This is a genomic window from Kitasatospora sp. NPDC059327 (assembly GCF_042752535.1).
Classification (GTDB): Bacteria; Actinomycetota; Actinomycetes; order Streptomycetales; family Streptomycetaceae; genus Kitasatospora.
Window position 1 is genome coordinate 1 of record NZ_JBHYYB010000030.1, and the last position, 22336, is coordinate 22336.

The window sequence follows — 22336 nt, forward strand, 5'->3', positions numbered from 1 at the left end:
TACTGCAGGGGGGACCCTGTGGGAGAGTAGGACGCCGCCGAACAATCATTCCAAAGAACCCCCCGATCCATACGGATCGGGGGGTTCTTTGCGTTCCCTTGACGTATCGTCAGGGCATGGACGATCAGGACGCTCAGCAGGGACGGGTCTACAACGGAGTTCCGGCGACCGGCGAGGGGGCCGTCGTCGCCCGGGAGGCGCTACGGGCACCGGAGCGGGGCGGGGCGCTGCGCGTGCTGACCGACGCCCAGGCGGTGGACGGCCGGGCCGCGGTGTCCGAGCAGGGGCGGTTGCGGCTTCGCTCCTCGGACGCGGCTCGTCCCGGGGTGGTCCACTTCATCCAGCGGACGGGTTCCGGAGCGGCGCCGGCGGCGGACGTCGTCGGGTACGGGCAACTGGAGCTGCCCCAGGACGCGGGTGCCGACGCCAACCCGTCGGCCGAGCTGGTGGTCGGGCCGGCCGCGCGGGGGCACGGGTTCGGCCGGCCACTGGTGGACGCGGTGCTCGCCGAGGCGCACCGGGCCGGCCGTGACCACGTGGATGTCTGGGTGCACGGTGGCCACCCGGCCGCCCGGCACCTCGCCGACAGCTACGGGGCCGAGCTGGTCCGCGAGCTGCGGCAGATGCGCCGGACCGGCTCGCAGACCGAGTCCGTGGCGCTTCCGGACGGCATCGAGCTGCGGACCTTCCGTCCCGGCGAGGACGACGCCGAGTGGCTGCGGCTGAACGCGCTGGCCTTCGCCCACCACCCGGAGCAGGGCTCCTGGACCGAGCGGGACCTCGCGGACCGGCTGGCCGAGCCGTGGTTCGACCCGGCCGGCTTCTTCCTCGCCACCCGCGGGGACAGGGTGGTCGGCTTCCACTGGACGAAGGTCCACCCGGCGACGGCCACCGAGCCGGCGCTCGGCGAGGTGTACGTGGTCGGCGTGGACCCGGCGGAGCAGGGAAGCGGCCTCGGTCGGGCGCTCACCGCGGCCGGACTGCGTCACCTGACCGGCGGCGGTCCGGGCGAGCGAGGGCTGGAGACGGTGCTGCTCTACGTGGATGCTGACAATCCCGCCGCTGTGCGGGTATATGAACGACTGGGGTTCACCATTCACGAGGTGGACCTGATGTACCGCGTTCAGTACCGCGGGCCCGGAACGGCCTAGTGGCACCCGGCGCGGCAGGGACGGTGCCCGACCGCGGCCGGGCCGGATCCGGCCGCGCCGCGGTACCGCCCGGCAGGCGCCAAGCGACGGTCCGGGTGGCGTCGGGACGGCATAGCGGAGAGCCGGGGCCGAAGCAACGGGTGTGCCCGCACACCCCGGCTCCGACCGACTCAGCTTTCCTCCTGGCCATACGGTGTTTACCGTGGATTCAATTGCTGCCGCGAAGATCACAGGATGAAGTCCGTAGTGTCTCGCTCGTGCAGCGTCGGCCGACACCCGCTGGCCGGTCCTGTGCAGACCGCGCCGGGTGGGTGGGCGTTGGCGCTGGGCGATGACGACGGCCCGCAGAGCCTTTCCCGTCCGGACGCCGTCCTGCTGGAGGAGCTGGAGCCCATGAGCATCCCCCGCCCTGTCTCTGCCCCGCTGTCCCCTCCGGCCAGGATGTCCAGTGCGCTGGGGATACCGCCGGAGCTGCCGGCCGCGGACGAGCAAGCGTTCGACGAACTGCCCCAGGGCCGGTTCCTGGACCGCGAACGCAGCTGGCTGGCGTTCAACGAGCGGGTCCTGGAGCTCGCCGAGGACCCGCAGATCCCGCTGCTGGAACGCGCCAAGTTCCTCGCGATCTTCGCGAGCAACCTGGACGAGTTCTTCATGGTCCGGGTGGCCGGCCTGAAGCGCCGGATCGCCACCGGGGTGGCCCAGCGCAGTGCCTCCGGCCTCCAGCCGCGCGAGGTGCTGGACCTGATCTGGACCCGCTCGCGCGAGCTGATGGCGCGGCACGCCGCCGCCTTCCAGCAGGAGGTCCTGCCGGACCTCGCGAGCGAGGGCATCGAGCTGGTCCGCTGGCCGGAGCTGGCGGAGAAGGAGCAGGCCCGCCTGCACACCCTCTTCCGGCAGAAGATCTTCCCGGTGCTCACCCCGCTGGCGGTGGACCCGGCACACCCCTTCCCCTACATATCGGGGCTCTCCCTCAACCTCGCCGTGGTCGTGCGCAACCCGGTCTCCGGGCACAAGCACTTCGCCCGGGTGAAGGTGCCGCAGTCCCTCGCCCGCTTCCTGGAGGCGTCCCCGCAGCGGTACGTGCCGCTGGAGGACGTCATGGGGGCCCACCTGGAGGAGCTCTTCCCCGGGATGGAGGTGCTCGCCCACCACGCCTTCCGGGTGACCAGGAACGAGGACCTGGAGGTCGAGGAGGACGACACCGAGAACATCCTCAAGGCCCTGGAGAAGGAGCTCATGCGGCGGCGCTTCGGCCCGCCGGTGCGGCTGGAGGTCGAGGAGTCGATCGACCCCTACATCCTGGACCTGTTGGTGCGGGAGCTGAACATCACCGAGGCGGAGGTCTTCCCGCTGCCCGGTCCGCTCGACCTCACCGGGCTGTTCGGCATCGCCGACCTGGACCGTCCCGAGCTGAAGTACCCGAAGTTCGTCGCGGGCACGGCGCGCGGGCTGACCGACGTGGAGTCGGCCTCGCAGCCGGACATCTTCGCCGCGATGCGCGAGCGGGACGTCCTGCTGCACCACCCGTACGACAGCTTCTCCACCTCGGTGCAGGCCTTCCTGGAGCAGGCCGCGGCCGATCCGGACGTTCTGGCGATCAAGCAGACGCTGTACCGGACCTCCGGTGACTCGCCGATCGTGGACGCGCTGATCGACGCCGCCGAGTCCGGCAAGCAGGTGCTGGTCCTGGTCGAGATCAAGGCGCGCTTCGACGAGCAGGCCAACATCAAGTGGGCCCGCAAGCTGGAGGAGTCCGGCTGCCACGTCGTCTACGGCCTGGTCGGGCTGAAGACGCACTGCAAGCTGTCGTTGGTGGTCCGCCAGGAGGGCGACACCCTGCGGCGCTACTCGCACGTCGGTACCGGCAACTACCACCCGAAGACGGCGCGGCTCTACGAGGACATCGGGCTGCTGACCTCGGACCCGCAGGTCGGCGCGGACCTCTCGGACCTCTTCAACCGGCTCTCCGGTTACTCGCGCCGCGAGTCCTACCGGCGGCTGCTGACCGCGCCGCGCGGTCTGCGGGACGGCCTGATCTCCCGGATCCACAACGAGATCGCCCACCACCGGGCGGGCCGTCCGGCCTACGTGAAGCTCAAGGTCAACTCGATCGTCGACGAGGCCGTGATCGACGCGCTCTACCGGGCCTCCCAGGCCGGGGTGCCGGTGGACGTCTGGGTGCGCGGGATCTGCGCGATCCGGCCGGGGGTGGCGGGGCTGAGCGAGAACATCCGGGTCCGCAGCATCCTCGGGCGTTTCCTGGAGCACTCGCGGATCTTCGTCTTCGGGAACAACGGGGACCCGGAGGTGTGGATCGGCAGCGCCGACATGATGCACCGCAACCTGGACCGCCGGATCGAGGCGCTGATGCGGATCACCGACCCGGCGCACCGGGCCGAGCTGTCCGGGCTGATCGACCTCGGGGTGTCGGACGAGACCGAGGCCTGGCACCTCGGGCCGGACGGCGCCTGGACGCGCCACGCCCAGGACGCCGAGGGCAAGCCGCTGCGGCACGTCCAGGACCTGCTCATCGACTCGCGCCAGCGCCGCCGGGCCGCCACCGCCCGCTGATCGCGAGTCGCCGCCACGACCCGCTGGAGCGACCCACTGAGGCGAGCCGCCCACGCGAGCCGCCGAGCGGTCGGGACCCGCTGCAGCGGTCGGCCACCAGCCCCGGGGGACGGCCCCGGGGGAACGGGGATCTACCTAGTCATGACCGATGCGCCGATGACGGCCCAGGCGGCTTCCACCGCGACCGCCGGGGACATCCTCTCCAGCCATCTCACGGCCCAGGCCGGGGCGTTCCTGCGCGCCCTGCCGACCGCGGTGGGCGAGGTCGGTGCCAGACCGGGGGCGGCCGTGGCCCCGCCCGCCGGTACCGCCGACCTGCTGCGGGCGGTGCGGCGGATCGGCGGGCTGCTGCACACCTTCGGGGCGACCTTCGAGCAGACCTGGGCCCAGGAGTCGCGCACCGAGCTGCGCTGGCTGCTCAACCTGCTGGCGCTGGAGCCGGGGTACGTCCGCCGGGCGGCCCGGTTGCTGGGCGCGTTGGACGCGCTGAGCGGCAGCGAGACGGACGGCGCCGGCATGCTGGCGGGTCACGCCGGGGCACCGAAGGCGAGGGCATTGCTGGACCGCCAGTTGACGCTGGCCCGGACCAGGGCGCATTCGACGGTGCTGCAGGAGCTACGCTCGGCGCGGCTGCACGCGCTGGCGGACCGGATGACCCTGCTGGTCGCCGACGCGCCGCTGCTGGAGGCCGCCGGCGGCCGGGCCGGTGCGGTGCTGCTGCCGCAGGCAGCGGCGGCCTTCGGCGCGCTGACCGCCAGCGCTCAGCAGCTCCCGTTGCGGCGGGCCGCCACCCCGTACGGCGGGGACGGGCTGCGGCGGCTGGGCGCGGTGCCGGCGGCCCGGGGCGAGGTGGACGCCGACGCGGCGCTGGCGGCGGACGACGCGCCGTGGCACCGGGTCCGGATCCTGGTGAAGCGGGCCCGCTACGCGCTGGAGGTGTGCGGCCGCCCGGCCGCCGAGCTTGACGAGCTGGACGAGGTGCTGGGCCGCCACCAGGAAGCGGCGGACGCGGCGGTCACCGCCTCCACGGCGGCGCGGACGCCGAGGATCACACCCGCGACCGCCTACGTGCTCGGTGTGGTGCATGCTGATCAACGACTGGAGGTGGAGGCGGCACGGTACGCCTTCGGCCGCCGGTGGCCCGAGCTCCCGCCCGGCCTGGACGGCTGGCTGGAGATCCCCCCTGCCGAGGGCTGGGGGTACACCCCCGCACCCCGGACGGCATGATTTGCGCAACCGCCTGAGCACCGAGCGGGCCCCCGGCCCGACCGTCACCGGCCCGCGGGCCGGTCGGGGACCGGTCGTGCTGGCCGCCGGCGCGGTGCTCTGGCTGCCGGGACGGCCGAAGAAGAGCGGCCGGCTCGGGCGGCCGCGGATCGCGCTGATCCACCGGCCCAAGTACGACGACTGGAGCCTGCCGAAGGGCAAGCTCGATCCCGGTGAGGGCGTGGTCGAGGCGGCGCTGCGCGAGGTGCGCGAGGAGACCGGGTTCAGCTGCGTGCTGGGGGAGGAGCTGCCCACCCAGCACTACCTGGCGCAGGGCCGGCCGAAGGAGGTCCGGTACTGGGCGGCGGTGCCGTCGGCGGGGGCGTTCCGGCCGAACCGGGAGGTGGACCGGCTGGAGTGGCTGCCGGCGGGCAAGGCCCGGGCCCGGCTGACGCACGAGCGCGACCGGGTGCTGGTGGACGCGCTACTGGCGCTGCTCGGTGCGCGGCCGGTCCGGTCCTCGTAGCCGGGGCCGGTCCCGGCGGTGCCGGTGGTGATCTTCCCGCGCCCTCGCCGTGACGCAACCGTTACTACCTGACGTAGTTTCCTGCCATCCGTTCGAGGTTCACTCTCCGTTCACTTCCGACCGGCTGACGCGTCACTTGCCCGGCCTAACTTCGGGGTTACCGGAGGGCCGAACGGGCCCCGGACCACAGCAAAACCCGCGCTCCGCCGTGTCCACGGCCCGCGCGCCGGGCAATGCCACAGAAAGGGACACCCTGTGAAGCTCCAGCGGAACGGCCGCTCCAAGGCCCTCGCCATCGGTGCCATGGCGCTCGTCAGCTCGCTGTCGCTCGCCGCCTGCGGTTCGGACGAGAACAACACCAACGCGTCCGGCGGCAGCAGCGGCTCCGCCTCCGCCGCCGCGATCAACTGTGGCACCAAGCCCGCCGCCCTGATCTCCGCGGGCTCCACCGCGCAGGGCAACGCGATCGACGTCTGGAAGAACAACTTCGGCGCCGCGTGCTCCGGCTCCAGCATCAACTACGGCGGCGGCGGCTCGGGCGCGGGTGTCCAGCAGTTCAACCAGGGCAAGATCCAGTTCGCCGGCTCCGACTCGGCGCTCAAGCCGGCCGAGGTCGAGGACAGCAAGAAGGTCTGCACCGGTGGCCAGGGCATCAACCTGCCGCTCGTCGCGGGTCTGATCTCGATCGTCTACAACGTGGACGGCGTCGACAACCTGGTCCTCGACGGCCCGACCATCGCGAAGATCTTCGACTCGCAGATCACCAAGTGGAACGACCCGGCGATCGCCGCGCTGAACCCGGGCGCCAAGCTGCCGGACGCCGACATCCAGGCCGTCCACCGCACGGACGACTCGGGCACCAACGAGAACCTGACCAAGTACTTCGCCAAGGTCTCCAACGGCGCCTGGAGCTACCCGGCCGCCAAGGCCTGGGCCGGCAAGGGCGGCCAGGGCGCGAACGGCTCCGCCGGTGTCGCGGCCCAGGTGAAGCAGGTCAAGAACTCGATCAGCTACGCCGAGCTGTCCTACGCCCAGAGCAACAACCTGAAGAGCGCCGCGATCAGCACCGGTGCCTCCAAGCCGGTCGAGGCCACCGCCGCCAACGCCGCCACCACCTTCGCCAAGGCGAAGATCGCCGGCACCGGCAGCGACCTGGCGCTGACCCTCGACTACGGCACCAAGGACGAGGGCGCCTACCCGCTCGTCCTGGTCACCTACGAGATCGTCTGCGACAAGGGCAACAAGGCCGAGACGCTCGACACCCTGAAGGCGTTCCTGACCTACGCCGCCAGCGACGCCGGCCAGAAGGCCGTCGGGGACGCGGGCTACGTCGCGCTCCCGAAGGAGCTGACCGACAAGGTCAACACCGTCATCCCGACCCTGGCCTGATCCAGGCGACCTCCGGTGGAGCGGCCCCGTGGACGAGGGGGCCGGGGCCGCTCCACCGGACAGCACGACCTTCACACGCACGTCCGGGGCACCGCCGCCAGGGTGCCGCCCCCTCGGGGCAGCACCACCAGACCGGAGTAGACCACATGACTTCATCCACCCCTGCCGCCCCGCGAGGCAGGGAACGCCGCAAGCGTGACAGCCGGCTCGGCGACAAGATCTTCATGAACGCCGCCCGCGGGTCGGGCATCCTGCTGCTGGTCATCATGGCCGCCATCGCGGGATTCCTGGCCTGGCGCTCGGGTATCGCCCTGAGCAAGAACGAGGGCAACTTCCTCACCACCTTCGAGTGGACGCCCGACGCCGCGAAGCCGGTCTTCGGCATCGCCGTCCTCGCGTTCGGCACCATCGTCAGCGCGGCGATCGCGATGGCGATCGCCGTCCCGGTGGCGATCGGGATCGCGCTGTTCATCTCGCACTACGCGCCGCGCAAGATCGCCCAGCCGTTCGCCTACCTGGTGGACCTGCTGGCCGCCGTCCCCAGCATCATCTACGGCCTCTGGGGCGCGCTCTTCCTGGTGCCGCACCTGTACGGGCTGACCAGCTGGCTGGACGAGTACCTCGGCTGGACGTACGTCTTCGACCAGTCCCGGGTCGGCTCCGCGCCGCGCACCCTGTTCACCGTCGGCATCCTGCTGGCCATCATGATCCTGCCGATCATCACCGCGGTGACCCGCGAGGTCTTCCGGCAGGTGCCGCGGATGCACGAGGAGGCGGCGCTCGCGCTCGGCGCGACCCGCTGGGAGATGATCCGCACCGCGGTGCTGCCCTTCGGCCGCCCCGGCATCATCTCGGCCTCGATGCTCGGGCTCGGCCGCGCGCTCGGCGAGACCATCGCGGTCGCGGTGGTGCTCTCCTCCAACAACGTCCTCTCGCTCCACCTGCTCGACCCGGGCGGCGGCACCTTCGCGCAGAACATCGCGCTGAAGTTCAACGAGGCCCTGCCCTACGGCCGGGACGCGCTGATGGCCTCCGGCCTCGTTCTGTTCGTGATCACCCTGGTGGTGAACGGTGCCGCGCGGCTGATCGTCGCCCGCCGCAAGGAGTACTCGGGGGCCAACGCATGAGCGCCGCGACCACGTCCGTCCCGGCGGACGCCCGCCCGGTCGGCCGTCCGCTGACCGCCAACCGGCTGCCCCGGTGGGCACCGGCCGCCGTCGCCGCCGGCTCGATCGCCCTCGGCTGCGGGATCGGCGCGGTCGGCGGTCTGGAGAGCCACCTGCAGTGGGGCCTGATCTCGGCGCTGCTGTTCCTGGCGATCAGCTACGGGATCGCGGCCCGGGTCGAGGGCCGCCGGCAGGCCAAGGACCGCTTCGCCACCTCGGTGGTCTGGGTCGCCTTCATCCTGGCCGTGGTGCCGCTGGCCGCGCTCACCATCTACACCGTCCAGCAGGGCGCCGAGGTGGTGAACGGCGACTTCCTCACGCACTCGATGAAGGGCGTCCGCTACTCGGGCCCCGGCGGCGGCATCTACCACGCGCTGATCGGCACCATCCAGCAGGTCCTGCTGGCCACCGCGATGGCCGCCCCGATCGGTCTGCTGACCGCCGTCTACCTGGTCGAGTACGGCCGGGGCCGGCTCGCCAAGGCGGTCACCTTCTTCGTCGACGTCATGACGGGTGTCCCGTCGATCGTCGCCGGTCTGTTCATCCTGTCCCTGTGGAACATCGCCCTCGGCTTCTCCTACTCGGGCTTCTCGGGCTCCCTCGCCCTGGCGATCCTGATGATGCCGGTCGTGGTGCGCTCCACCGAGGAGATGCTGAAGCTCGTACCGAACGAGCTGCGCGAGGCGTCCTACGCACTCGGTGTGCCGAAGTGGAAGACGATCCTGCGGATCGTCCTCCCCACCGCGATCGGCGGCATCACCACCGGTCTGATGCTCGCGGTCGCCCGCATCACGGGCGAGACCGCCCCGGTCATGATGCTGGTGTTCGGCGCGGACTTCATCAACAGTGACCCGTTCAACGGGCCGCAGCAGTCGCTGCCGATGTACATCTGGCAGCAGTACGCGGTGGTGAACAACGACTACGGCTACGCCCGTGCCTGGGGCGCGGCGCTGGTGCTGATCGCCTTCGTGATGGGGCTCAACCTCATCGCCCGGGGCATCGCACGCTGGCGCTCGCCCAAGGGCGGACGCTGAGACCGACTGACGTACGACCCCGAATTCATTAGCGGCCCCCGGCCGCGGGCGAGAGAAGTAACGATCATGGCCAAGCGCATCGACGTCAGCGGACTGTCCGCCTTCTACGGCACCACCAAGGCCATCGAGGACATCTCGATGAGCATCGAGCCCCGCTCGGTCACGGCCTTCATCGGCCCCTCCGGCTGCGGCAAGTCCACGTTCCTGCGGACCCTCAACCGGATGCACGAGGTGATCCCCGGCGCCCGGGTCGAGGGCAAGGTGCTCCTGGACGACGAGAACCTCTACGGCTCGCACGTCGACCCGGTGGCCGTCCGCCGCTCGGTCGGCATGGTCTTCCAGCGTCCGAACCCGTTCCCGACCATGTCGATCTACGACAACGTGATCGCCGGGCTGAAGCTCGCGGGCGTGCGCAAGAAGTCCGTCCTGGACGGCGTGGTGGAGAAGTCGCTCAAGGGCGCCAACCTCTGGAACGAGGTCAAGGACCGGCTGAACAAGCCGGGCGCGGGCCTCTCCGGCGGTCAGCAGCAGCGCCTCTGCATCGCCCGCGCCATCGCGGTCGAGCCGCAGGTCCTGCTGATGGACGAGCCCTGCTCGGCGCTCGACCCGATCTCCACCCTCGCCATCGAGGACCTGATCGGCGAGCTGAAGTCGCAGTTCACCATCGTGATCGTGACGCACAACATGCAGCAGGCGGCCCGCGTCAGCGACCGCACCGCCTTCTTCAACCTGGCCGCGGTCGGCCAGCCGGGCAAGCTGGTCGAGCTGGACGACACCCAGCGGATCTTCTCCAACCCGTCCGTGCAGGCGACCGAGGACTACATCTCCGGCCGCTTCGGCTAGACCGCCCGGAGGACGAGCTGCTTCGTGGTGCTGCATGGCGGTGCCGCCGCGAAGTATGAGGAAGGGCCCGCCCCCGAGATGTGGGGGCGGGCCCTTGCCGTGCCTGCCGTACGTCCTCTTCCCCGCGGGCCCGTCCCTCAGCCCCAGAAGAGGTGGACGAACCAGTACATCAGCGCTGCGACGAGGGCGGCCGCCGGCATCGTGATGAACCAGCCGAGCACGATGTTCTTCGCCACTCCCCAGCGGACCGCGCGGATCCGCTTGGTGGCGCCGACACCCATGATCGCGGAGGTGATCACGTGGGTGGTGGAGATCGGGGCCTTGAAGACGAACGAGGTGATGTACATGACCGTCGAGGCGGTGGCCTCGGCGGCGAAGCCCTGCGGCGGGTCCAGCTCGATGATCTTGCGGCCGAGGGTCCGCATGATCCGCCAGCCACCCGCGTAGGTGCCGAGCGAGAGCGCGGTGGCGCAGGAGATCTTGACCCAGACCGGGATGCCGTCGGTGGTGTGGTGGCCCGAGATGGTGAGCGCCATCACCACGATGCCCATGGTCTTCTGGGCGTCCTGCAGACCGTGCGCGAGCGCCATGGCGGCGGCCGACGCGGTCTGGGCGACCCGGAAGTTGCGCTTGGCGCGGTGCGGGTTGGCCCGGCGGAAGATCCACAGGATCGCCAGCATCACCAGGTAGCCGCCGACCAGGCCGACGATCGGGGAGATGACCATCGGGATGACGATCTTGTCGAGAACGCCGTTCCAGATCACCTCGGTGCCGCCGGCCAGCGCCGCTCCGACCATGCCGCCGAACAGCGCGTGCGAGGAGGAGGACGGCAGACCGAAGTACCAGGTGACCAGGTTCCAGGTGATCGCGCCGACGAGGGCGGCGAACAGGATCGCCATGCCCTGGTTGCCGGTCGGGGTCGCGATGATGCCCTGCGAGACGGTGTGCGCGACGCCACTGCCGAGGAAGGCACCGGCCAGGTTCATCACCGCGGCCATCGCGAGCGCGGCCCGCGGGGTGAGGGCCCGGGTGGAGACCGACGTGGCGATGGCGTTCGCGGAGTCGTGGAAGCCGTTGGTGTAGGTGAAGAAGAACGCAACGCCGAGGACGGCGATGAGTGCAGCCATGTCCACGAGGGTCAGGACTCCTTGACGGCGATGGTCTCCACCGTGTTGGCGACGTGCTCGAACGCGTCCGCCGCCTCCTCAAGGACGTCCACGACCTGCTTGAGCTTGAGCACCTCGATGGCGTCGTACTGGCCGGAGAACAGGTGGGCGAGCAGCTTGCGGTGGATCTGGTCGGCCTGGTTCTCCAGCCGGTTGACCTCGATCCAGTACTCGGTGAGGTTGGACATGCTCCGCAGGTTCGGCATCGCCTCGGCGGTGAGCTCCGCGGCGCGCGCCAGCACCTCGATCTGCTGCTCGACACCCTTGGGCAGGGTCTGGATGTCGTAGAGGACGACCAGGTCGACGGCCTCCTCCATGAAGTCCATGATGTCGTCCAGCGACGAGGCGAGGCTGTAGATGTCCTCGCGGTCGAAGGGCGTGATGAAGGACGAGTTCAGCTGGTGGAAGACCGCATGGGTGGTGTCGTCCCCGGCGTGCTCGGCGGCGCGCATGCGCTCGACGATCTCCGCGCGGGCCGACACGTCTGATCCCAGCAGTTCCAGCAGGAGCTTCGATCCGACGACGAGGTTCTCCGCGGCGGCGGCGAACATGTCGTAGAAACTCGTCTCCTTCGGGGTCAGGCTAAAACGCACGGAAATCTCCGATGTGCGGGGTAGGGACTGAACGATGCTAGGTGCAACCAAGCGCAATTGCGCAAACGGGGTGGTGCGAAGGGAGGCGGAACCTCCCCTTCCGTTTGGCTGCCGCAGCAGCGGACCCGGCCCGCACACCCATGTGCGGACGTGAGTCCCCAGTCTGACGGAACCTCGCCCGGATTGCCCCCGTCGTGCGCGCGGAACAGCGGGGTGTTGCCCGGACGGGGGAACTGCTCCGGGAGCCGCCCCTGAGCCCGTCCGCAGCCCGTTCCGGGGCCCGTCCGGGTGCCGGGCCGGGCCGGCGGACCTCGCCGCAGGAACACCACGACCGGCCCCGGTGTTGGACACTGGAGGCCGACGCAGCCACCCAGGCACCCAGACGAAGGCGGGCCGATGACCACGACGGAAGCGCTCACCGACCCGGACCACGTGCCCGGGAGCGGGCCGCACGGTGAATCCTCCGCACCGGCCGTGCCGGCGACGGCCGGGCACCACGGCGGGCACGGTCCGCACGGGTACAGCGCGCAGAAGGACGCCCACCTCAAGCGGCTCCGCCGGATCGAGGGCCAGATCCGCGGCCTCCAGCGGATGGTCGACGAGGACGTCTACTGCATCGACGTACTGACCCAGGTGTCGGCCGGGACCAAGGCCCTGCAGTCCTTCGCGCTCTCGCTGCTGGAGGAGCACCTGCGGCACTGCGTCGCCGCGGCCGCCGAGGAGGGCGGCACCGAGCTGGACGCCAAGGTGGCGGAGGCCACCGCCGCGATCGGCCGGCTGCTGCGCAGCTAGCGGCCCCGCTCGGGGTCGGCCCCCGGGGCGGGGGCCGACCCGGGGGAGGCCCGCGCGGGGTCGCCCAGTTACCCGTAGTTACGCTTAGTAGCCCGCCTCCGGATCCCGGTCGGCGGGCGTACCGCCGTCGGGCCGGTCCAGCAGCAGCACCTCGTCGATCCGCTCCGGCGGCAGCCGGTCGTCGTCGCTGGCCGTGGCGGCGATCATCAGCTCGCCGGCCAGGTCGATCTCGTCGAGGGCCGCGTCGTCGTGGCCGCCGCTGCGGCCGCCCGTGGACGACACCACCTGCACCACCCCTTCAGTGCCTCGCCAGCCCGGGCGGCAGCCACCCGTTGTCCAGCCTAGGCACTTCGGAGCCCGTCCACATGGCACGGACGGGCCATCTCGACGCCGCCGAAACGGGTGGGCCGTGCTGCCCGGGGTGGCCCACCCGTCCCGGCGGCGTCCCCGTGCCCGGCTACTTCGGGCTCTCCGTGGGCTTCATCGCGTAGATGTCGGCGGCGGGCGGCTCGGCCGCCTCCACCGGCTTGCCGAAGTCGGACAGCGCGGTGGTCGAGGTCACCTTCACCTGGTCCTTCGCCTCCTTGGAGCCGGCCACCCCGGCGAAGGTGAAGATCTCCACCACCTTGTGCAGCCGCCCCTGCTCGTCCAGCCAGGCGTCGTACGGGACGTCCTTGACGGTGAAGGTCTGGGCGCCCATCCGCAGGCCGTCCCCGCCCCGGCCGCCGGTGGCGTCGGCGGCCTTGGTGAGGTCCAGGGTGCCCCGGTAGTGCTTCAGCGGGACCCCGTCGAGCGTCTCGGTGCCGACCAGGTCCGCCTTCTGGGCCCCGCGCAGCGCGCCCGCGGCGGCGGCCGGATCGGTGGCGCCGCCGCTGACCAGGTTGCCGTCCGGCAGCTGGCGCACGTCGAGCTTGACCCACTTGCCCTCGGGCACCTTGGCGCCGCTGTTCTGCAGGTAGACGGTGCCCGGCAGGACCACCTCGACGATCTTCCCGGTGGTGGCCGCGCCGGGTGGTACCGCCACCTCCAGCCGGCCGATCCGCTTCACGTAGTCGTAGCCGCCGGCGCCGGTGAAGACGGCCTTCTTCTCGGCGGACTCGGTGACCAGTTCGGTGCTGGCCCGCGCGGAGCCCGTCCGGCCGGTGATGTCGGCGGCGTTGCGGACGGCCGTCACCGGGTCGGCGGAGAGCCGGTCGGCGGCGCCCGGCTTCCGGTCGCCCGAGTCACCGGATTCCGCGGCCCCGCCGGAACAGCCGGCCAGTCCGGCCAGCGCGGCGGCGAGCACGGCGGCCCCGGCGGCCGAGCGCAGGTGGGGCAGTGGGCGGCCGTGCCGCCGGCCGCTGCGCTGCTGGTCGCTCATCTTCATCCTCGCGACAACCCCCTCGGGCCCCGACTGCCCCGCCGGCCACCACCACCGGGTGGGCAGAGCTCTTTCCGGGCAAACGAGTTGGGCATCGAAGGGTTACGCGGCACCCGGCGCGCACGAAGCGTCGCGCGCCGGGTCCCGGGCGCGTTACGGTGAAGCACGTGCACAGTGAGCTGCCGGCTGCCCCCGGCACCACCAGGATGCCCGAGCACCGCGTCGCCGTCAGCGAGCGCGGTTCCTTCTGCTACGCGACCTGCAGTTGCGGCTGGTTCTCGCCGGCCCGCCGCTCCCGCGACCTGACCAGGCGCGAGGCCGCCGACCATCTGAGCGAGAACGACGCCGGCGGGACCGGCTGACGGGGCGGCCCCCGGCCCCGGCCCCGGGCGCCTATGCCGCCAGGTCGGACACCGGAGGCTGCTCGTCGGAGGTCACGCTGCCCGGCTGGCGGCCCCGTCGGCGTCCGCGCGGGCGGACGCCGGTCGGCGCCGCCCGGATCAGCGGGGCGACGGCGGTCCGGCTCAGCGCGTGGCAGAGCGGCACCAGGACGGCCATCGCGATCGGCGCCAGCAGCAGGACCACCGCGGTGGCGAGCGCGAAGCCGCCGATCACGTCGGTGGGGTAGTGGACGCCCATGTACATCCGGCAGAAGCCCTGCAGCAGGGCGAGGCCGCCGGCGATCCAGCCCAGCCGTCGGTTCACCAGGAACAGGGCGACCGCGATCCCCATCGACATCGTCGAGTGGTCGCTGACGAAGGAGTGCGTGCCCTCCTTGCCCTCCACCAGCACGTCCAGCCCGGTGTGGTCGACGAACGGGCGCGGGCGGTCGACGATGGCGGCGATCGGCAGGTTCGCCAGCTCGGCGAGGGCGACCGCGAGCGGGGCCCAGAGCAGCCCGGCGACGGCCACCGGGGCGTCCGGGCGGCGTCTGGCCTGGAGCCAGCCGATCAGGCCCAGCAGGGCCAGGCCGATCAGGATGCCGTACTCGCCGATCCAGGAGACCGCGTGGTCCAGCCACTGCGGGGAGCGCTTGGCCAGGCCGTTGACGGCGTAGAGCAGTCCGAGGTCGGGGTTGGTCGTGTCGGCAAGCGGCGTCGACACGCCGCACCTCCTTCTGGTCCGCAGCACCTGTTCGATCCGGCCGTGGCCCGCCCAGCTCCTCCCTGGTCAGGGAGGTGACGCGGAACCAACGGACACAACGTCATAACCGGGGCACAGCGTTCCACGGAAACGCGCGGTTATGGAAACTTGACTCAGCGTCCACAGTGCAATCACACCCGGCGGCCCGGCCGGGTCAGCTCTTTGCGGGGCTTTGACCTGCACCTGTCGGGACTGCGGCTGTCGGGACCGCGCCGGTCGCCGGGCCGGCCGGTGCCGGGCCGGCCGCGACGGCCCGCCGGGCGGGGGTGGGGCCGGGCGTGCCGGCGGCGGACGGCGGGGCGGGAGCGGCCTGGTTCGCGGCCGCGGCGGGCGTGGCGGGGTTCGCGGGGGCGGACGGGGTCGGGGAGGGCGTCTCCGGAGCGGTGGTGCCCGGCCGGCTGGGGGCGGCGATGCTGCCGTCCGTGTTGCGGCCCGGCAGCGCCTCGGCGCCGTCCGAGGTGACCCGGGTGGCGCCGATGTACTCCTTGGTGTCGATCTTGTCGTAGCGGATCACCGCGCCGGTGTGCGGCGCGTCGATCATGTAGCCGCCGCCGACGTAGATGCCGACGTGGTGGATGCTGCGCGGATCGTTGAGGTCGGTGGCCCAGAACACCAGGTCCCCCGGGCGCAGCTGGTCGCGCGAGGGGTGCTGGCCGGCGTACCACTGGTCGTTGGCGACCCGGGGGAGCGTGATGCCCACGCTGGCGAACGCCGCCCAGGTCAGCCCGGAGCAGTCGAACCGCCCGTTCTGCGAGGCCAGGCCCGAGCCGCCCCACAGGTACGGGGTGCCGAGCTTGGTCTGGGCGAAGTAGATCGCGCCGGCCGACTGCTGGGAGACGGCCACCGGGGCGGTCGGCGCGGTGAAGCTCCGGGCCATCGCCTGGATGTTCTTCACGTAGCCCTGGGTCTCCTTGTACGGCGGCACCCCGTTGTACTTGGTGACCGCGTACGGTCCCGCGTTGTACGCGGCCAGCAGGTTGGCCTGCCGGTCGCCCGGCACCCTGGCGACGTCGTCGGCGAGTGCGCAGTCGAACGTCGCCGCCGAGGCGATCGCGTCGAAGGGGTCCCAGACATCCTTCTTGCCGTCATTGTTGCCGTCCGTGGCGTATGTTCCCCAGGTGGCCGGCATGAACTGCGCCATTCCCTGTGCGCCGACGGGTGATCGGGCGCCCGGGTCAAAGCCGCTTTCCTGGTAGAGCTGTGCCGCGAGCATCGGCGGGGAGATCTCCGGGCAGAGCGCGCCCCACTGCTGGATCGGCCCCTGGTAGGCCGCCGGAACGGTGCCGGGGGAGAGCGCGGCGCGATTGGCCGACTGCTGTGGCACACCGCTCGCGGCATACGTCGCGACCGTGACCAGCCCGATGAAGCCGACTGCGACAACTCCCGCAGCGGCGGCGGCCGTACCGGCCTTCCGGAGTACCATCAGCACCATCCCGACGAATCGTCAGTCGAAGTGTCCCGGAAGGCGTTGCTCACCGCAATCATCAGAGATACAAAGAGTGAGCGCTATCCTTCGTACGGTGGACATCCTCGCGTACGTGTCCCGTGCCTCACGACCAATCCGCGAGAAGCAGCCAAGTCGACATCAGATCTGGCCAAGAATAGGTACCGACCCTTCGCGCGGACGGGGTCTGGGCCCTTGAATTTGCCTGATCGGGCGGTGAGATGGAAATGAACCTGAGCAGCGTGGACAGCCTCGCGATCGGCCACCTGGCCGAGGACCCTCCTAAGAAGCCGAATATCGACACCATCATCGGCGGGATCGCCCCGGACTGGGGCCCGTTCGCGAGTCTCGGGTCGGAAGCCCGGGTGATGGTCGAGGTCGTCATGGCCGTGGCGATCCTGGCCTGCCTCGGCCTGGCCGTCTGGGGTGCGGCCAAGCAGCGGATCGGTGCGACCGCCATGCGTGACAGCTTCGGCGCCGAACAGGGCAAGGGGCTGATCATCGCCGGGCTGACCGGCGTGTTCATCATTGGATCACTCGGCACTCTGTTCACCATTGTGTACGGCATGGCCATCTGACGATCGGACAGTTCGGGCGAGCGTGGGCGGCACGGTCGCCCACCCACCCGGCCGCCGGATCCGTCGGAGTCCCCGTCGGGAGTCCACCCACTCACCCCTCCCTCCGCGCCCGCCCACGGGCGGAGGGGCCCCCGGAGCCCCCCGGCTCCCCGCACCAGGAGGGCCGCCGTGCCGTTGTCCGACGACCAGCCGCACACCCGTACGCGGCTGCCGGTCGGCGAACAGCCCTTCTCCCAGCCGGCCGGCCGTCAGCCGCGGCCGATGCGGACCCTGCTGGCCGTCCTGGTGGTCGTCACGCTGCTGGTGGTGGCGATCTCCATCGCCAACCGCGGCAAGGCCGACCCGGGCACCGGGCCGGGCCGCTCGGCCGACGGCGCGGCCCCCACGGCCGCCGCCGGCGCCGGGCCGGCCCCCAGCGGCGACCAGCCCGTCGGCACCACCAACAACGGGATCGCCGGCGGCTTCCCGCACACCGACCAGGGCGCGCAGTCGGCCGCCACCAACTACGCGGTCGCCATCGGCTCGGCCGAGATGTTCCGCACCGACAGCCGCCACACCATCGTGGCCACCATCGCCGACCCGGCCGCGGTCACGGCGCTGCAGACGCGGCTGGATCAGGGGTTCGGCGGGGACACCCCCGCCCGTTACGGCCTCGACGCCCAGGGGCGCGCGCCGAAGGGGCTGACCTTCGTCAGCCGCACCGTGCCGGTGGGTGCCAAGTCGGCCGCGTACAGCGACGGCGAGGCCAAGGTCGAGGTCTGGTCCACCAACCTCACCGGGCTCGCCGGCGAGCGCTCCGTCCAGCCGGTCACCGCGAACTGGCTCACCCTCACCCTGACCCTGCGCTGGGCGGGCGGCGACTGGAAGCTCGCCGACTACGCGAGCCGACCGGGCCCGGTCCCGCTGACGGGTGACCAGCAGGCAGCCACCGCCGAGGAGATCACCGGCGCCGTCCAGCAGTTCGGGGGTTTCCGCTATGCCCGTTGAGTCCATGCCGCGGCGCCGTGCCGCGCGTCCTGTCGCCCGCGCCTCGGGGCGACCCGGCGTCCGCCGGGCCGGCACGTTCGCGGGGGCGGTGGCCGCCGTGCAGGTGGCGACGCTGCTGGCGGCGCAGCGGGCCTTCGCGGAGCCGTCACCGACGGCGACGCCGTCCCCGAGCGGAACCGCCAACTGTCCTGATCTACCGATCTCCGGCAACGGAATCCTCTGTGTGGACAAGCCGGGAGGAGGTGCCTCGCTCCCCGGCTCGGGCACGGTCGGGAGTGTCACCGATCCGCTCGGCGCGCTGGCGAAGGGCTGTGCGCAGGCGGCGGCCTGGGTGGTGCGGAAGCTGTCGGGGGCCATCGACGGGACGACCCAGGTGGACTTCACCAACGCGTCGTTCCTGCAGCAGTACGCGGTGGTGTTCGCCGCCTCGACGATCATCACGCTGGTGCTCTGGCTGCTGGCGGTGACGAAGCGCGCCGTGCGCGGCGCTCCGCTGACGACGGCGATCTCGGAGGCGATCGGGTTCCTGTGGCTGACCGTGGTGGCCTCGGCGTTCACGCCGCTGATCCTGTACACCGTGGTGAGCGCGACGGACGGGCTGACCACGGCGATCGCGGTGGGGACGAAGTCGGACACCGGGACGTACCTGGGCGGGTTCGCGGACACCCTGGAGAAGGGTGACATGGGCGGCGGGCCGCTGATCCTGATCATCGTGTCGCTGGTGGCCGTCCTGGCGGCGGCGGTGCTCTGGGTCGAGCTGCTGATCCGGGCGGCGATGCTGTACGTGGGCGCGCTGCTCGGGACGGCGGTGTACGCGGGGCTGGTGGACAAGCAGCTGTGGAAGCACGTGCGTCGCTGGGCCGGGGTGATGCTGGCGGTGGACCTGGCGAAGCCGATCATCGTGATCATCCTGGGCCTGGCCGGCGCGGTGGCCACCGGTGCGGGGGCCAACGACGACTTCGCGCGGGTGCTGTCCGGCCTGGCGATCCTCTTCCTGTCGATCTTCGCGAGCGCCTCCGTGTACCGCTTCGTGCCGGGATTCGGCGACGAGATCATGAGCATGCGCCACGCCAGGGCCAGTGCGGTGTCGGCCGGGTCGGCGATGATCAACGGCACGGCGAACCTGGTGAAGCAGGGCATCAGCACGCACGGCGACCGCGGCCCCCAGGGTGGCGGCGGCGCGGGCGGCGGCGGTGGCTCGGTGGCCCCGGGTATCGCCGCCCACGCCGCGCGGACCCCGGCGCCGCCGCCGCAGGCCTCGCCGGCCCAGGCTTCGACCCGCGACAGCAATCCAGCGAAGGGAGGGTGACGGGTAAGTGAGCAGCGAACCACTCGGCCAGTACGGCGCCCAGTACGCCCAGCCGTACGTGCACCAGCGCCGCACGTACCTGATCGGCAAGGCCCGCCCGAACGCGCCGATCGGCCGCAACCGGGAGTCCGGCGAGATCGTCCTGATCATCTTCGGGGCGTTCCTCGGCATGCTCTGGGGCCTGCTGATGCCGGTCCTGCCGTTGCGCATCGCGGGTCTGGTCGGGCTGCCCCTGCTGGCCATCGCGGCGGTCTACGTGCCGTACCGGCGCCGGACGTTCTACAAGTGGGTGGAGATCAACCGCACCTACCGCCGGACGGTCCGCAGCGGTCGGGCGGTGTGGAAGTCGGACGCGATGGACGCGGGCACCCGGATGGACGGGCGCGAGGTCGAGGTCGGCCCGCCGCCCGGGGTGGGGCGGCTGCGCTGGCTCGCGGCGCCGTTCGGGCCGGACGAGGTCGGGGTGCTGATGCACCTGGAGCGGCGGACGGTGACGGCCGCGATCGAGATCGAGGGCCCGGGTGTCGGGCTGCGCGACTCGGAGGACCAGGAGGCCCTGGTCGACCGGTTCGGCACGCTGCTGAAGCACGTCGCCAACGGGGACGGGTTCGTCACCCGGCTGCAGATCCTGGCTCGTACGCTGCCGGCCGATCCGGACGCGCACGCGAAGGACGTGGAGCGGCGCGGTGACCACGGCGCGCCGGGGTGGCTGAAGGATTCGTACGACCAGTTGCAGTCGATGGTGTCGACCTCCTCCGAGCAGCACCGGGCGTACCTGGTGGCCTGCATGCACTACACCCGAGACCTGGCGGCCGAGGCGCACGCGATGGGCCGGACGGCGACCGGGCGGCGGGCCCGGGACGACGAGGGTCTGGCCGCGGTGATGGCCCGCGAGCTGACCGACATCTGCGCGCGGTTGGCGGAGGCGGACATCCGGGTGCGCCAGCCGCTCGGGCAGGCCCGGCTCTCCTCGCTGCTGCACTCGATGTACGACCCGGACCACCCGATCGACCACATCCAGGCGATGTCCCGGCGCAATGCCTGGCCGGCCGAGCTGGACGCGACGCACCCGCAGTACCTGGAGGCGAAGACCCGCGAGTCGGCGACCCGCGAGCCGTGGTGCCACGCCACCGCCTGGATCAAGGAGTGGCCGCTGACCCCGGTGGGCGTCAACTTCCTGGCGCCGCTGCTGGTGCACACCCCGGACGTGATCCGGACGGTGGCGGTGACGATGGACCTGGAGCCCACCGACGTCGCGATCGAGCGGATGCTCACCGAGAAGACCAACGACGAGGCGGAGGCCAGCCGCGCCGCCAAGATGAACCGCACGGTCGACCCGCGCGACCTGGCCCACACCGGCCGGGTCGACCAGCGCGGTGACGACCTGGCCTCCGGCGCGGCCGGGGTGAACCTGGTCGGCTACATCACCGTCTCCTCGCGCAACCCGGAGGCGTTGGCCCGTGACAAGCGGACCATCCGTGCCTCGGCCGGCAAGAGCTACCTCAAGCTGGAGTGGTGCGACCGCGAGCACCATCGGGCGTTCGTCAACACCCTGCCGTTCGCCACCGGCATCCGCCGCTGATCCACCTGGAGGCCCCGCATGGCGATCGGCAACCTCACCGACGCGTTCACCAGCCTGATGTTCGGCAAGGTGGAGACCACCCGGCTGCCGGTGCGCACCTCCACCGGCCAGGCGCAGGCGGTCTACCTGCCCACCGCCGCACCGGGGCTGGGCGACTCCGGCGTGATCATCGGCCGTGAGGTGTACAGCGGCAAGGGCTACGTCTACGACCCCTTCCAGCTGTACGGGCAGCAGCTGCCGGCGCCGCACTGGCTGGTGCTCGGCGAGTCCGGCAACGGCAAGTCCGCGCTGGAGAAGACGTACGTGCTGCGCCAGCTGCGATTCCGTGACCGGCAGGTCGTGGTGCTGGACGCGCAGGGCGAGGACGGCGTCGGTGAGTGGAATCTGATCGCCAACGCGCTGGGCATAAAGTCGATCCGGCTCGACCCGATGGCGGCCCGGGACGGCGGGGTGAAGCTCAATCCGCTGGACCCGGCGATCACCCAGACCGGCCAGCTGTCGCTGCTGCGCACCATCGTCGAGGTGGCGATGGGGCGCGGGCTGGAGGAGCGGGCCGGGTTCGCGCTGAAGGCGGCGCACGCCCACGTGGTCGCTTCGGTGACCGACCGGCAGCCGGTGCTGGACGACATCATCGACACCCTGCGCAGCCCGGAGCTGGCCTCGGTGGAGTCGTTGGGCGTCGGGGTGGACGAGGTGCAGTCCTGGGGGCTGGACGTGGCCCTGGTGCTGGACCGGCTGGTCGACGGTGACCTGCGCGGCATGTTCGACGGGCCGACCACCGACGGGATCGACCTGGACGCGCCGCTGATCGTGTTCGACCTGTCGCACATCGACCGGAACTCGATCGCGATGCCGATCCTGATGGCGATCGTCGGTGTCTGGCTGGAGCACACCTGGATCAGGCCGGACCGGAAGAAGCGGATCTTCCTGGTCGAGGAGGCCTGGCACATCATCAACAGCCCGTTCGTCGCGCAGCTGTTCCAGCGGCTGCTGAAGTTCGGGCGCCGGCTCGGGCTCTCCTTCGTGGCGGTGGTCCACCACCTCTCGGACGTGGTGGACGGCGCGGCGGCCAAGGAGGCCTCGGCGATCCTCAAGATGGCCTCCACCCGGACGATCTACATGCAGAAGGCCGAGGAGGCGAGAGCCACCGGCCGGGTGCTGGGTCTGCCGCGCTGGGCGGTTGAGATCATCCCCACACTCTCGCCGGGCATCGCGGTCTGGGACGTCAACGGGAACGTCCAGGTGGTGAAGCACATCATCACCGAGGCCGAGCGGCCGCTGGTCTACACCGACCGCGCGATGACGGAGGAGACGGTGGCCGAGCGGACCCGGGCAGAGCGGCAGTTGGCGTCCGAACCAGGTCTCTGACCCGAGCTCCCGCGCTGGTCGGCGGCTTCTCCCGGGCCGGCCGGCGCCCCTTCCGCCGGGCCGGCGCGACCGGTCGGCGAGCCGGTTGTGCGGCGACGATTCGTCAGTAGGTAACCCTGTCGTTACGT

General features: G+C 71.5%; 20 protein-coding genes and 1 pseudogene. 15 read left to right on the forward strand and 6 right to left on the reverse strand.

The genetic code is table 11. From position 1 onward, the window contains the following. Positions 1–116: 116 nt before the first annotated feature. The 8 genes from mshD to pstB all read left to right on the forward strand — a co-directional run bounded on the left by mshD (position 117) and on the right by pstB (position 9886). Positions 117–1151 carry a mycothiol synthase gene (gene mshD, locus ACFXHB_RS19730; protein WP_380575778.1) on the forward strand — a complete coding sequence of 345 codons (1035 nt, stop codon included), beginning with the start codon at positions 117–119 and terminating at the stop codon, positions 1149–1151. Between the two features lie 393 nt (positions 1152–1544). After that, entirely contained in the window at positions 1545–3722 is a 2178-nt protein-coding gene (locus tag ACFXHB_RS19735) for an RNA degradosome polyphosphate kinase (protein WP_380575949.1), read from the forward strand. Between the two features lie 141 nt (positions 3723–3863). Continuing rightward, entirely contained in the window at positions 3864–4949 is a 1086-nt protein-coding gene (locus ACFXHB_RS19740; protein ID WP_380575780.1) for a CHAD domain-containing protein, read from the forward strand. A 76-nt stretch (positions 4950–5025) separates the two neighbouring features. Continuing rightward, positions 5026–5454, forward strand: a complete 429-nt coding sequence (locus ACFXHB_RS19745; RefSeq protein WP_380575950.1) for an NUDIX hydrolase — start codon at positions 5026–5028, stop codon at positions 5452–5454. Between the two features lie 255 nt (positions 5455–5709). Next, entirely contained in the window at positions 5710–6843 is a 1134-nt protein-coding gene (pstS, locus tag ACFXHB_RS19750; protein ID WP_380575782.1) for a phosphate ABC transporter substrate-binding protein PstS, read from the forward strand. Between the two features lie 146 nt (positions 6844–6989). Next, positions 6990–7970: a phosphate ABC transporter permease subunit PstC gene (gene pstC, locus ACFXHB_RS19755; RefSeq protein WP_380575784.1), complete on the forward strand. Its 981-nt coding sequence runs from the start codon at positions 6990–6992 to the stop codon at positions 7968–7970. After that, entirely contained in the window at positions 7967–9043 is a 1077-nt protein-coding gene (gene pstA / locus ACFXHB_RS19760; protein ID WP_380575785.1) for a phosphate ABC transporter permease PstA, read from the forward strand. The genes pstC and pstA overlap by 4 nt, the downstream gene beginning before the upstream one ends. A gap of 66 nt (positions 9044–9109) precedes the next feature. Beyond that, on the forward strand, positions 9110–9886 hold the full coding sequence (pstB, locus tag ACFXHB_RS19765) for a phosphate ABC transporter ATP-binding protein PstB (RefSeq protein ID WP_380575787.1): 777 nt from the start codon (positions 9110–9112) through the stop codon (positions 9884–9886). A gap of 137 nt (positions 9887–10023) precedes the next feature. Here pstB and ACFXHB_RS19770 read toward each other — a convergent pair whose 3' ends face one another. Together ACFXHB_RS19770 and ACFXHB_RS19775 are read right to left on the reverse strand one after the other, a co-directional pair. Continuing rightward, positions 10024–11019, reverse strand: coding sequence for an anion permease (locus ACFXHB_RS19770; RefSeq protein ID WP_380575789.1), 996 nt, complete (start codon positions 11017–11019; stop codon positions 10024–10026). A gap of 5 nt (positions 11020–11024) precedes the next feature. Next, complete coding sequence (locus tag ACFXHB_RS19775; RefSeq protein ID WP_359914173.1) at positions 11025–11645, reverse strand: DUF47 family protein; 621 nt, start codon at positions 11643–11645, stop codon at positions 11025–11027. A 396-nt stretch (positions 11646–12041) separates the two neighbouring features. On the opposite strand from ACFXHB_RS19775, the gene ACFXHB_RS19780 reads away from it, so the two are divergent. Continuing rightward, on the forward strand, positions 12042–12437 hold the full coding sequence (locus ACFXHB_RS19780) for a metal-sensitive transcriptional regulator (RefSeq protein ID WP_380575791.1): 396 nt from the start codon (positions 12042–12044) through the stop codon (positions 12435–12437). Between the two features lie 84 nt (positions 12438–12521). Here the strand turns inward: ACFXHB_RS19780 and ACFXHB_RS19785 are convergent, their stop codons facing one another. Together ACFXHB_RS19785 and ACFXHB_RS19790 are read right to left on the reverse strand one after the other, a co-directional pair. Then, a complete protein-coding gene (locus ACFXHB_RS19785; protein WP_380575794.1) occupies positions 12522–12722 on the reverse strand; it encodes a hypothetical protein in 201 nt (66 codons plus the stop codon). Between the two features lie 172 nt (positions 12723–12894). Then, positions 12895–13797 carry a hypothetical protein gene (locus tag ACFXHB_RS19790; protein ID WP_380575796.1) on the reverse strand — a complete coding sequence of 301 codons (903 nt, stop codon included), beginning with the start codon at positions 13795–13797 and terminating at the stop codon, positions 12895–12897. A 167-nt stretch (positions 13798–13964) separates the two neighbouring features. Between ACFXHB_RS19790 and ACFXHB_RS19795 the strand changes: the two genes are divergently transcribed. Further along, positions 13965–14159, forward strand: a complete 195-nt coding sequence (locus tag ACFXHB_RS19795) for a hypothetical protein (protein WP_380575798.1) — start codon at positions 13965–13967, stop codon at positions 14157–14159. A gap of 31 nt (positions 14160–14190) precedes the next feature. On the opposite strand, the gene ACFXHB_RS19800 is transcribed toward ACFXHB_RS19795, so the two are convergent. Continuing rightward, positions 14191–14901, reverse strand: coding sequence for a phosphatase PAP2 family protein (locus ACFXHB_RS19800; RefSeq protein ID WP_380575800.1), 711 nt, complete (start codon positions 14899–14901; stop codon positions 14191–14193). 466 nt (positions 14902–15367) lie between these two features. Then, positions 15368–16363 (reverse strand): annotated as a pseudogene (locus ACFXHB_RS19805) (NlpC/P60 family protein); the annotation flags it as partial. Positions 16364–16611: 248 nt separating this feature from the next. On the opposite strand from ACFXHB_RS19805, the gene ACFXHB_RS19810 reads away from it, so the two are divergent. From ACFXHB_RS19810 to ACFXHB_RS19830, 5 genes are all read left to right on the forward strand, one after another. Further along, the gene (locus ACFXHB_RS19810) at positions 16612–16962 is read left to right on the forward strand and encodes a hypothetical protein (RefSeq protein ID WP_360625092.1); all 351 of its coding nucleotides are present in this window, start codon (positions 16612–16614) and stop codon (positions 16960–16962) included. 168 nt (positions 16963–17130) lie between these two features. Beyond that, positions 17131–17949 (forward strand): hypothetical protein, encoded by an 819-nt coding sequence (locus ACFXHB_RS19815; RefSeq protein WP_380575803.1) that lies wholly within the window; start codon positions 17131–17133, stop codon positions 17947–17949. Between the two features lie 88 nt (positions 17950–18037). After that, the gene (locus tag ACFXHB_RS19820) at positions 18038–19258 is read left to right on the forward strand and encodes a hypothetical protein (RefSeq protein WP_380575805.1); all 1221 of its coding nucleotides are present in this window, start codon (positions 18038–18040) and stop codon (positions 19256–19258) included. Positions 19259–19265: 7 nt separating this feature from the next. Continuing rightward, the gene (locus tag ACFXHB_RS19825; protein ID WP_380575806.1) at positions 19266–20840 is read left to right on the forward strand and encodes an SCO6880 family protein; all 1575 of its coding nucleotides are present in this window, start codon (positions 19266–19268) and stop codon (positions 20838–20840) included. An 18-nt stretch (positions 20841–20858) separates the two neighbouring features. Next, complete coding sequence (locus ACFXHB_RS19830; RefSeq protein WP_380575808.1) at positions 20859–22208, forward strand: ATP-binding protein; 1350 nt, start codon at positions 20859–20861, stop codon at positions 22206–22208. Positions 22209–22336: the final 128 nt, after the last annotated feature.

Coding starts and splice junctions, on each gene's coding strand:
- ACFXHB_RS19790 (WP_380575796.1), bottom strand. CDS start 13,797: ATGAGCGACCAGCAGCGCAGCGGCCGGCGGCACGGCCGCCCACTGCCC.
- ACFXHB_RS19780 (WP_380575791.1), top strand. CDS start 12,042: ATGACCACGACGGAAGCGCTCACCGACCCGGACCACGTGCCCGGGAGC.
- ACFXHB_RS19740 (WP_380575780.1), top strand. CDS start 3,864: ATGACCGATGCGCCGATGACGGCCCAGGCGGCTTCCACCGCGACCGCC.
- pstB (WP_380575787.1), top strand. CDS start 9,110: ATGGCCAAGCGCATCGACGTCAGCGGACTGTCCGCCTTCTACGGCACC.
- pstA (WP_380575785.1), top strand. CDS start 7,967: ATGAGCGCCGCGACCACGTCCGTCCCGGCGGACGCCCGCCCGGTCGGC.
- ACFXHB_RS19810 (WP_360625092.1), top strand. CDS start 16,612: ATGAACCTGAGCAGCGTGGACAGCCTCGCGATCGGCCACCTGGCCGAG.
- ACFXHB_RS19735 (WP_380575949.1), top strand. CDS start 1,545: ATGAGCATCCCCCGCCCTGTCTCTGCCCCGCTGTCCCCTCCGGCCAGG.
- pstC (WP_380575784.1), top strand. CDS start 6,990: ATGACTTCATCCACCCCTGCCGCCCCGCGAGGCAGGGAACGCCGCAAG.
- ACFXHB_RS19830 (WP_380575808.1), top strand. CDS start 20,859: ATGGCGATCGGCAACCTCACCGACGCGTTCACCAGCCTGATGTTCGGC.
- mshD (WP_380575778.1), top strand. CDS start 117: ATGGACGATCAGGACGCTCAGCAGGGACGGGTCTACAACGGAGTTCCG.